Origin of the sequence: Vibrio sp. 10N.222.51.C5 (genome assembly GCF_041474575.1) — a bacterium.
GTDB lineage: Bacteria > Pseudomonadota > Gammaproteobacteria > Enterobacterales > Vibrionaceae > Vibrio > Vibrio crassostreae_C.
In genome coordinates, this window is record NZ_JBFRUJ010000060.1 from 38,955 (window position 1) to 49,059 (window position 10,105).

Genomic DNA, 10,105 nt, shown 5'->3' on the forward strand with positions numbered 1-10,105 from the left:
ATACGTGTATCAACAAAAGCTAGAAGCACTGATCGAGCGCTATTTTAACCAAACAGAACGTCGGGTGACGTGCTGTGCCGGTAACACCATTATTGAACAATCAGCGTTAAACACTCGTTTATATTATGTGTTTAGTGGAGAACTGGAAGGGTTTTATACCGATGCGAATACACCGCAAGTGCGAGTATTTAGCGCGGGTAGTGGGGCTTTTATAGGCGTTCATAGCTTCTTTTCAGGTAATTGGACAGCATCTTCAACGGTTGTTGCTAAAACCGATGTTCAGTTAGCGTGGATCGATAAAGACACGCCTGCAGAAGATGAACGTAAATTTGGTCCTCTTACCGCACAGTTCACACCTGTAATTGTCAATGAGTTGTCGCGTCGTCAACGCCGCGCAACACAAGAAGCGATAGCGAAACAAAAAGCGCTAGAGAAGTTACATACTGCTGAGCAAATGACGACCTTGGGTCAATTGGCTGCAGGGATTGCTCATGAGCTTAACAACGCTATTGGTGTCGTAAATAGTAAATCTGGTCGACTTGAAACGGTCATCATGGATCTGCTTGAAGAAGTGCATCCAGAAGCCAGTCAATTTTTCGATTTTGGGTTAATGCATGGTCAGAAAACGTCGTCGTCAGAAGCACGAACACGTGGGCGACAATTTGAAAGAAAATATGGTTTAGACAAAAACATTGCTCGCTCTCTTGCAAAGGCGATTCCAATTGATGCTTTATCTGCAACAGACGTTATTTCAAAGCATTGGCTGAAAAAACCAGAAGAAGCGATTCGTTTTTGGCAGATGGGCTGTGATTTACATGATTTGCGTTTGGCATCTAGACACACCGTCGGCATCGTAAAATCGGTTAAACAACTTGGCAGAGTTGATATCGACACCGAAGAAGCGGTTGATATTAACGACTCCATTAACCATGCCTTATCGTTGCTACAAAGTGAGTTACGTAGAGTGTCTGTGCGATTGAGCCCTGCGGATTTACCGTCTTTTAAAGGCTCGAAAACAGAGCTCGTTCAGATTTGGGTCAACATTGTAAAGAATGCTTGTGATGCAATGTCGAATTCAGACGATGCCGCAATAGAGATTCAAACCAGATTAAGTAAGAAAAGGATATTAGTTACGATCGCGAATAACGGCCCTGAGATAGACGAGGCGACTCGTAGAAAGGTATTTCAGCCCAACTTCACCACTAAAAAAGGTGGTTTATCGTTTGGATTGGGCTTGGGTTTATCAGTAGTTAAGCGGATTGTGGCAGGTTATGGCGGAAGTATTATTGTGAAAAGTGATGCTTCTAAAACGGTATTTAGAATCAAGTTACCAATAGAGGGTGAACATGGAGAAGCTTAATTTAATCTGTGTCGATGACCAGAGAGAAGTACTGAGCGCAGTGATACAAGATTTAGAGCCGCTGGCGAGTTGGCTGAATATTGAAGATTGTGAATCAGCGCAAGAAGTGCTTGATCTCATTGATGAACTTGACGCAGAAGGCGAACACATTACCGTCATCGTGTCTGATCATGTGATGCCAGGGAAAACGGGGGTGGAGTTACTCACTGAAGTGTTCCATGACAGCCGCTTTCCGAATACAAAGAAAATTCTTCTTACGGGGCAGGCCACTCATACTGATACCATCAATGCGATTAATGCAGCAGGCATCGACCGTTACTTTGAAAAGCCTTGGCAAGCAAGCACATTGGTTGAGTGCATTCGTACTCTTGTCACTGAGTACATATTTGATCAAGGGCTTGATTACACGGACTATCAGAATGAGCTCGACCAGCAGGTTGTGTTCAGACGCTTGCGTTAGCCTCTTATGTTAGCGACTTACATTATTCACTAGTGTAAGTCGCTTGAAATTCTATGCACCGAAGGACGCTTTCTGAAGGGTTTTTCTTTGAAAGATGTAATCTTTCGCTGCTTATTTTACCTACCTCTTTTAGTCGTTCAGGTTTTGGTACTCAGTTATTAACACACTGGTTGCTGGCTTTAGTCTAAAACTCATACGCTACGCCAACGCCAACGGATGCATTGTGTTTTCTTCAGGAACGATTCCCTGAACATACAGCAGAGCTAAAATGTGTCGCAGAGTTCCCGTGTCGTTTGTTAGAAAAGTAAGTCGAAATTATTCAAAAGTGATTCCTAACGGGTGGGACGTGGAGTTCTAAGCCAAATCGGTACTTACAACGTAAAGGACTAGGCTTTTGACGGCTTACTGCGTAATAATGCATTCGCCCACAAGTGGGGGTTTATAGTCAGTAGGATTTTAAAATGAGTGAGATTGCTCGCTTTATATCTGGTGAAGCGCCGGATAAATTTGGTCGAAATATAGAACAGTTATTGGCTTACAATCATTTTTGGTTGGAGCATGACCATAAGTACATTCAAGTGTTCTTCCCAATAGATGAGGGGACTAAGTTTAATCAACATGCACCGTTGGTTACTCAAGAAGATAGGGTGCTTTTTGCTAATTCAGAAGCGCTCCGCACAGCTCATCTACAAGTGCTTGACCTGATGCTTGAGTTTTGGGGTATGCAGCGAAACGGGAGTGAAATATCTTCATCGTTACCACTTAGCCCGGCTAATCACGTATGGTTAAAGAATCATGACCATAACCAGCTAAGGTTAACGCGAGCCATTCGCAGTTTGTACTTGTTGGGTAATGAAGAGGTTGCGGCTCGGTTATGTGACTTCATAGTATCAGCGGCGACCGAGACTGGCTCGGTGTCGGAGAAAACCGTTCAGTATTGGCGCAATGCGTTAAAGGGGTAGATACTTTTACTTAAATCTAAGCCCTTTATTGAGCTGCCATAATGTAATCTGCATAATGTTGGTGATATGAGTCAAGAGTTGAAAGCGGTTTGAAGAAGGAATAGCTATGAATGGAAAAATTGTTCGCTGGGTTGATGAGAAAGGCTTCGGCTTCATCAACTCAGATGAATTAGAGGGCGATGTTTTTGTTCATATATCGAAGTTTACGGACGGTTATCGTCATCCTCAAGTTGGGGATGAAGTTGAATTTCAATTGTCGAATAGTGGCTCTAAACTCAGCGCTTCGAGTGCTCAACTAGTTGGTATAGAACCATCCAAATCTAACCCTCTTTCAATTATTTTGTCTGCACTTTTCGTCGGTCTTATTTGCGCAGGTTTGTATCTTTTGGTATTGGAGCCTAAGTTAAATCCCGCATATGAGAACATGGGGTTTAGTTGCCAAGGTAAAACGCATTGTAGTGAGATGCTATCTTGTGATGAAGCAAAGTTTTATTTGGCAAACTGTCCAAATGTGAAAATAGATGGTGATCGTGATGGTATTCCTTGCGAGAGTCAGCTCTGTAGTCATTATTGATGCCTGTTTATTAGTCATTCAAAATAGACAACTAAAAGGACATTACATGGAAATCAGAGTAGGGACATTACCTGATATTGCAGGCATCACCGATATCTTCAACTTTTATATTGAACATACCAATGCGCGCTTTGAAGAAGAGAAGTTGTCGTTGGAAAATCGCCAACAGTGGTTTTCTCAATTTTCGAGCCAAAGTAAACATCAACTGTATGTCGCGACAGAAGGTGGTGTGGTATTAGGCTTCGCGTGTTCTCAGCAATACCGGGCTATGTCGGCATTTGAAGATACGGCAGAGGTCACTATTTATCTTGCGGCAGAAGCTCAAGGTAAAGGTTTAGGCTCTAAGCTTTATTCTCAGCTATTTGCATCGATTAGTGATTATGATGTTCACCGCGTAGTCTCAGGTGTTGCTTTGCCTAATGAGGCTTCAATAGCACTGCATAAACGTTTTGGATTTCGAGAAGTAGGAGTGCTCAATGAATACGCGAAGAAAAACGGCCAATACATCAGTTCAATGTGGTTAGAGAAGGCATTAAACAAGGGAGCAGAGTGATAAGAATGGCTCAAACATGATGCAATACTCTTGGTGCTTTAATTACATATTACTCAATGTTTAGCCTAGGAAAAAAAGGACACAATATGGAAGTAAGGTTGGTCAAAGGTTCAGAGCCTAAGTTCGCTGAATCGATCACCAAAACGAATATGGCGAGTTACTATCAAGCTCGTGGAATCGCTTGGGGTCATAGCCAGTTTTTACGCAGCTGGGATGAGCTGGATAACTATGAAATTTATGTGGGGGATCGCCGTATTGGTGTTGTTCGCTTCAGTTACGCTAGTGGTACAACGTTTCTTAGGGACTTGCAGATATTAGCTGACTGTCAAGGTCAAGGTTTTGGCTCTAAGTGTCTCGATTTGGCTATTGAACATGCGAACAATCAAGCATCGGCTCAGTTAGTGTTGCGCGTGTTCAGTGAGAACCCCGCCATTAAGCTTTATCAATCAAAAGGTTTTACTCAGTTGTCTGAAGTGAAAGGGCTCGTTGAAATGGAGCTGCCTTTAGGGTCATCATTGAGAGAGTGTCATGGATAACCGTATCCAACTAAATTTTGTTAAATACTTATTTTCAGAGTTGCTGTTTATTGTTATTGCACTAGGTCTTGTCTATTGGATATCAGACGGTGATCGTTCATCGCTGCTAACCATAGGGCTGATAATTTGTGTTCCTCCATTAATAAAAATTCTAATGTTGTGGTGGAAGCTTCGCGATAGCTCGTTTGAAATCACGAACGGTCATGTACGTTTAAATGGCGTTGCTTGTGATGTGACTTTACAGCGTAGCTTTCTTCCGTTTGAAATTGGCTCATTCATCAAGCTTTCATACACGAAAGGTGCAATGCAGAAACACAATATTTACCTTTCTAAAGGCGCAATGAGCAAAGAAGAATGGAGCCGTATGTTAGCGTGTCGAACTAGGTCGCCATAAAGAAGCGACATCGCTGTTACTTGAGCTTTTAGTTTCCACGACGAATAGCGATGCGATTAAAGAGTACCAACGAGCGATCTCTTTATATGCTCAAGACCTAGATAAAACCTGGTAAGCAGCGCGTAAAGCTCATTAACTCACATAACAAAAAGCCTAAGCATCAATATGATACTTAGGCTTAAAGGCATAGTTTTTGTTCTTTAGGAAAGCGTTACGCTGAAAGCTCTTTACGAACGATCTCTGCGCCAGCACTTAGCGCATTAAGCTTCGCTGAGGCTATCTCGCGAGGTAGGGGAGCCATGCCGCAGTTGGTGCAAGGGTAGAGCTTGTCGGCATCAACGTACTTAAGTGTTTCACGTAGAGTGCTAGCCACTTCTTCCGGTGTTTCAATCGAATCGGTTGCAACATCAATCGCACCGACCATTACTTTCTTGCCTCGTACGAGCTCAAGCAGCTCAAGAGGTACATGAGAGTTGTAACACTCTAAAGAGATAATGTCGATATTCGATTGCTGCAGCTTAGGGAAGACTTCTTCGTATTGGCGCCACTCGGTGCCTAATGTCTTTTTCCAATCCGTATTCGCTTTAATGCCGTAGCCATAACAAATATGGACTGCTGTTTCGCACTTAAGCCCTTCAATGGCTCTTTCCAAACAAGCGATGCCCCAATTGTTCACTTCATCAAAAAACACGTTAAACGCAGGTTCATCGAACTGAATAATATCCACGCCTGCCGCTTCAAGTTCTTTGGCTTCTTCGTTGAGGATCTTTGCAAATTCCCACGCCAGTTTTTCACGGCTTTGGTAATGCGCATCGTAAAGTGTATCAATCATGGTCATAGGCCCCGGCAGAGCCCATTTGATCGGTTGGTCGGTTTGCTGACGTAAGAACTTCGCATCTTCAACAAACACAGATTTCTGACGAGAAACTGGGCCTACAACCGTCGGTACACTCGCATCGTAACGGTCGCGGATTTTAACGGTTTCACGCTTTTCAAAATCAACGCCATTCAGGTGTTCAATGAAGGTCGTTACAAAGTGTTGACGTGTTTGTTCGCCGTCACTCACAATATCAATGCCTGCTTGCTGTTGCTCGTGCAGAGAGACACGCAGCGCATCTTGTTTGCCGTCTGTGAGTTCATCGCCTTGAAGTTTCCATGGCGACCAAAGCGTCTCTGGTTGTGCAAGCCAAGACGGTTTCGGCAAGCTGCCCGCTGTTGAAGTCGGTAATAGTGTTTTCATAATAATATTGCCTATCCTTGGGTGGTTTGAGAGCGCAATAGACGATTAAAGTGCGTAATTTGCCGACCAGTTCTCTAGAACTGATTGGTATGGCTTAATGAACTTCTCTTCTGCGAATTTACCTTGTTCAACAGCTAGCTGGCTTCGTTCTTCACGGTCGTACACGATTTGAGTCAGCGAGTGATCCAAGTTTTTCAAGTTTGGTTGGTAACAGTTACCCGCAACCGCGTTCGCGTTGTAAATCTCAGGTCGGTAGATTTTCTGGAACGTACCCATGGTACTGATGGTGCTGATAAGCTCTAGGTTAGAGTAATCGTTCAGCAGATCACCAAAGAAATAGAAGGCCAAAGGTGCAACACTGTTAGGCGGCATGAAATAACGAACCTGTAAGCCCATCTTTTTGAAATATTGTTCAGTTAAAGAAGACTCATTCGGTTGGTATTCAAAACCTAATACTGGGTGTTGGTTTTCAGTGCGGTAATAGGTTTTATTATCTGACACGCTTAAGCAAATAACAGGTCGTTTATTAAAGTTCTTTTTGTAAGCGTCAGAGTTAACGAAATATTTAAAAAGCTTACCGTGTAAGTCACCAAAATCTTCTGGAATGCTGAATTTATCTTGGCCTTTATTATGATCCAATAGACGTACGCTAAAGTCATAATCTCGAACATAAGAAGAGAAGTTATTTCCGATAATGCCTTCAATACGCTCGTTAGTTTTACGGTCTACAATATTGGTTTTCAGCACTTCAATTGAAGGGAATGCTTCGCCGTTGCTTTCAATATCCATATCAACAGAAATGATTTCAAGCTCAACAGAGTAGCGGTCGCCCTTAGGGTTATCCCAGTGCGCTAACGCGTTGAAACTGTTATCGATCATTTGTAGTGCATTGCGTAAGTTCGCTTGACGGCTGTCACCGCGAGCCAGGTTAGCAAAGTTGGTAGTGATACGCGTGCTGTCTGCAGGCTGGTAGTTTTCGTCGAGGCTAATGCTCTTAATCGTAAAATTAAATTCTTTATTCATGCTGATTTGGTATCCCAATTTTTTTTCTGATTCTCTCGGTCTTTAGTATTAAAACGGCTTTTATTTTTTGCTTGTGACCGGATTAAGAATCGAAGGCTATGCTGTCTGAAATTAATGCTTAGTAGAATTAATGTCGTATAAAGTTAATCGCTTAAGGTTTTTATACGTTGATAGGTTGACCATTAACAATGGTATTACTTCACATTCAACATGAGGAATATTCATGATCTATTCTGTTTGAATATTTTAGTCGGTGTCAGTTATATTAATTAGCTTGATGGAAATATAACCGCATTAATAGTGTGTTATTTAAGACGATTAATTTAATTAAGAGATGGATGAAATGAGTGAATTGCTGTTGTTGATTTTCTACTGTGCGTTACTGGGCAGTGGTGTTGGGTTTCTAGCCGGTTTGTTAGGTATTGGCGGAGGGCTGATCATTGTTCCTGTGTTAAGCAGCATTTTACTGTATTTAGAAGTTCTACCTTCCGACCAAGTTGTTGTCGCTGCGATTGCTACCTCGTTGGCATCGATACTGTTCACTTCCACATCTTCTGCACTCGCTCACCACAAGAATGGCAACGTGCCTTGGGATCTGGCGCCTTGGATCATGCTCGGTGTTGCTCTGGGTGCATTGGTTAGTGGTTTTATGGCGGCGTTGTTACCGGAAAAAGTCGTTCGTATTGTGTTTGCTGTGAGTGTGGTTCTGATTGCGATCAAGATGTTCTTAAGCAGCAAAAATGATGCGCCTAAGGAACGAAAACTGCCGAACAAAGGCGTGCTCACTGTGCTGACAACCATTACGGGTGGCTTATCTGCCATGATAGGTATTGGTGGCGGAGCATTGCTGGTTCCGCTATTAACGTTCTTCTCTGTCGATATGAAAAAGGCCATCGGTTGTGCCTCGGCTTGTGGCATTGTGATCGCGTTGTTTGGCTCGATAGGTTACATCAGTTCAGGCAGCAGCCACTTTGCTCTATCAGATGGCTTTGCTGGCTTTGTTTATCTGCCTGCGCTGTTGGGTATTGTGTGCACGTCTTGGTTTACGGCTCCGTTAGGCGCAAAAGCCACCAACCATTTACCGGTTCCAACGATTAAGAAAATCTTCTCAGTACTGCTGGTGGTTATCGCAGCAAGCATGGTTGCTCGTTAATAAAAGATCGTTCAAGTGTGAATATACAGAACAAAAACGAATAAATTGATCAACCACCAATAATTAGAAAAGGGCAGTTTCATAACTGCTCTTTTTTTGTTTATCGGTCTATGCTTATACAGCTATGTACATGAGTATATTGATAAAACCGTTTAGTTATGAACAGTTCACCGCTATAGCTAAATGTATTTTGTTTGATTCAACGGAATGCTATCAATGAGTGATTTATGGATCCTTTAACGCAGGGCGTGTTAGGCGCTTCTTTGTCACAATCGGCCAGCAAAAAACAACATTTGGTTGTTGCTGGGGTATTAGGGCTGCTCTCCGGGTTAGCACCAGATTTGGATGCACTGATTAAGTCTCAAAGTGACCCTTTGTTGGCTTTGGAATTTCATCGACAATTTACCCATTCACTCTTCTTTATTCCCATTGGCAGTTTGATCTGCGCTTTGGTTCTGCATCACCTGATTGCAAAAAAACGTGGGCTTTCTTTCAAACAAAGTTGGCTGTTTTGTGCTCTGGGCTATGGTACTCATGCACTGTTAGACGCTTGTACCAAATCAAAATACTGACTGATTTTCTGTTAGGCTGTTAGGTAAATGAGTGATAGTTCTGCGTCTAGCAATAGTCGAGAGATACAAAGTGAAATTTTAAATACAAAGATTCCCTACTAACAGTTTATTTTGTTATTGAGTAAATTTTGTAGAATAGACTACTAGAAAATAGACATTGATAAAAATAACGATGATAGATTTTCTGTTAGTAAATGAGGCTTTGTATGACAAAGGGTATTTATATACATAATATTTGGCGTGTTATTGTGTGGTACAGAGCATCCTGAAGGGATAATCGGTAGGCGGGGCCTATACTATCTGAATCGTCACCGTCTGATTAGGTGCTCATTAACTCTCTATCATATTATTTAATACTCTACAGACAGTATGTTTATTGGAGTCATGCCGGTTTTTCACGTCATGGGGTATCTTGATGTATTTGATGTATCTGTCGGAAGACAACAAAGGTCATCAATCACATTAAATCTAAACAGACGCAATAGAGCTTGTCACCTTATCTCTGTCACACATAATCGATTGGTGATAACAACAATCGATAGAGATAAGCAAAAACTCTTTTGTCCGAGAATCATTTAATATCTCACTTCTTTATTTATTGTTGCGATGATTAAGGTTTGAGTCTTCGCATCATTTAGGTGATTGTCCGTTAAGGTGTGATTTTTCGTTGATTTTGTATAGCTTTTGGTTGAATTCAAAAGATGTTCATTTACGTGGGTAGCGCACTTAAAGGTATCACTAACTTTCAAGGCAGTGTGGCATATCGTATTAATCAAGTGTCCAATATCTTCGTTAAGAGCGTTTGAGGAGGGAACAATATTATATCGAATAGTCCGTTCATTATTTGAATTTGTATTTGAAGCTGAATATTACCTATGAAACAATTGGTTAATCTTATTGGTATGTTGATATGGTGTTGTTTTGCAGGGTAACAATTCTAATAAAAATCGAAAAGATAATGACCATTCTTTTTATGTTCTCTTCATTATCCTCGGAACGACTCTAGGTGTTCTGGTAGGCGTCTTCCTTTGGCGTGATCCGGTTGAGTCTTTTTACAAATTGGCTAGTACTTTGGGTTCTTTAGGGACTGCAGGCACACTAGCATATTTAATCTATGATGGGCGAAAGAGTAGGGGAGCAGTTAAGATTCGTGATGAAAAACAGGATGAAATGCGGAACTTTCAGAAGTATCAGATGCACAGGCAGTCATTTGATGAAAGACTTGATAGTTTAGAGTTTAGGTACAAGTTTTTAGGTCTTCATAGACAGAACCTTAAG

General features: G+C 41.9%; 11 protein-coding genes and 1 pseudogene. 10 read left to right on the top strand and 2 right to left on the bottom strand.

Features of this window, described 5'->3' with window-relative positions; translation table 11 throughout:
* The first annotated feature begins 4 nt into the window (after positions 1-4).
* From AB4558_RS18835 to AB4558_RS18865, 7 genes are all read left to right on the top strand, one after another.
* Positions 5-1,360, top strand: a complete 1,356-nt coding sequence (locus AB4558_RS18835; RefSeq protein WP_372075029.1) for an ATP-binding protein — start codon at positions 5-7, stop codon at positions 1,358-1,360.
* Positions 1,347-1,820, top strand: a complete 474-nt coding sequence (locus tag AB4558_RS18840) for a response regulator (RefSeq protein ID WP_017063648.1) — start codon at positions 1,347-1,349, stop codon at positions 1,818-1,820. The genes AB4558_RS18835 and AB4558_RS18840 overlap by 14 nt, the downstream gene beginning before the upstream one ends.
* 461 nt (positions 1,821-2,281) lie before the next feature.
* Positions 2,282-2,782 carry an opioid growth factor receptor-related protein gene (locus tag AB4558_RS18845; RefSeq protein ID WP_372075028.1) on the top strand — a complete coding sequence of 167 codons (501 nt, stop codon included), beginning with the start codon at positions 2,282-2,284 and terminating at the stop codon, positions 2,780-2,782.
* Positions 2,783-2,888: 106 nt separating this feature from the next.
* A complete protein-coding gene (locus tag AB4558_RS18850) occupies positions 2,889-3,356 on the top strand; it encodes a cold shock domain-containing protein (RefSeq protein ID WP_372075027.1) in 468 nt (155 codons plus the stop codon).
* A gap of 46 nt (positions 3,357-3,402) precedes the next feature.
* Positions 3,403-3,909 (top strand): GNAT family N-acetyltransferase, encoded by a 507-nt coding sequence (locus AB4558_RS18855; RefSeq protein WP_137002387.1) that lies wholly within the window; start codon positions 3,403-3,405, stop codon positions 3,907-3,909.
* An 86-nt stretch (positions 3,910-3,995) separates the two neighbouring features.
* Positions 3,996-4,445, top strand: a complete 450-nt coding sequence (locus AB4558_RS18860) for an N-acetyltransferase (protein ID WP_136973884.1) — start codon at positions 3,996-3,998, stop codon at positions 4,443-4,445.
* Positions 4,438-4,839 carry a hypothetical protein gene (locus AB4558_RS18865; protein WP_017062409.1) on the top strand — a complete coding sequence of 134 codons (402 nt, stop codon included), beginning with the start codon at positions 4,438-4,440 and terminating at the stop codon, positions 4,837-4,839. Before AB4558_RS18860 ends, AB4558_RS18865 begins: the two co-directional genes overlap by 8 nt.
* Positions 4,840-5,050: 211 nt before the next feature.
* Here AB4558_RS18865 and AB4558_RS18870 read toward each other — a convergent pair whose 3' ends face one another.
* Together AB4558_RS18870 and AB4558_RS18875 are read right to left on the bottom strand one after the other, a co-directional pair.
* The gene (locus tag AB4558_RS18870; protein ID WP_372075026.1) at positions 5,051-6,079 is read right to left on the bottom strand and encodes a methionine synthase; all 1,029 of its coding nucleotides are present in this window, start codon (positions 6,077-6,079) and stop codon (positions 5,051-5,053) included.
* Positions 6,080-6,124: 45 nt separating this feature from the next.
* Positions 6,125-7,102, bottom strand: coding sequence for a DUF1852 domain-containing protein (locus AB4558_RS18875; protein ID WP_017064213.1), 978 nt, complete (start codon positions 7,100-7,102; stop codon positions 6,125-6,127).
* Positions 7,103-7,445: 343 nt separating this feature from the next.
* Between AB4558_RS18875 and AB4558_RS18880 the strand changes: the two genes are divergently transcribed.
* From AB4558_RS18880 to AB4558_RS18890, 3 genes and pseudogenes are all read left to right on the top strand, one after another.
* Positions 7,446-8,255, top strand: a complete 810-nt coding sequence (locus AB4558_RS18880) for a sulfite exporter TauE/SafE family protein (protein ID WP_029235341.1) — start codon at positions 7,446-7,448, stop codon at positions 8,253-8,255.
* Positions 8,256-8,482: 227 nt separating this feature from the next.
* A pseudogene (locus tag AB4558_RS18885) lies at positions 8,483-8,812 on the top strand (metal-dependent hydrolase); the annotation flags it as partial.
* Between the two features lie 936 nt (positions 8,813-9,748).
* The coding region (locus AB4558_RS18890) for a hypothetical protein (RefSeq protein ID WP_372158993.1) at positions 9,749-10,105 on the top strand (357 nt) is incomplete at its 3' end.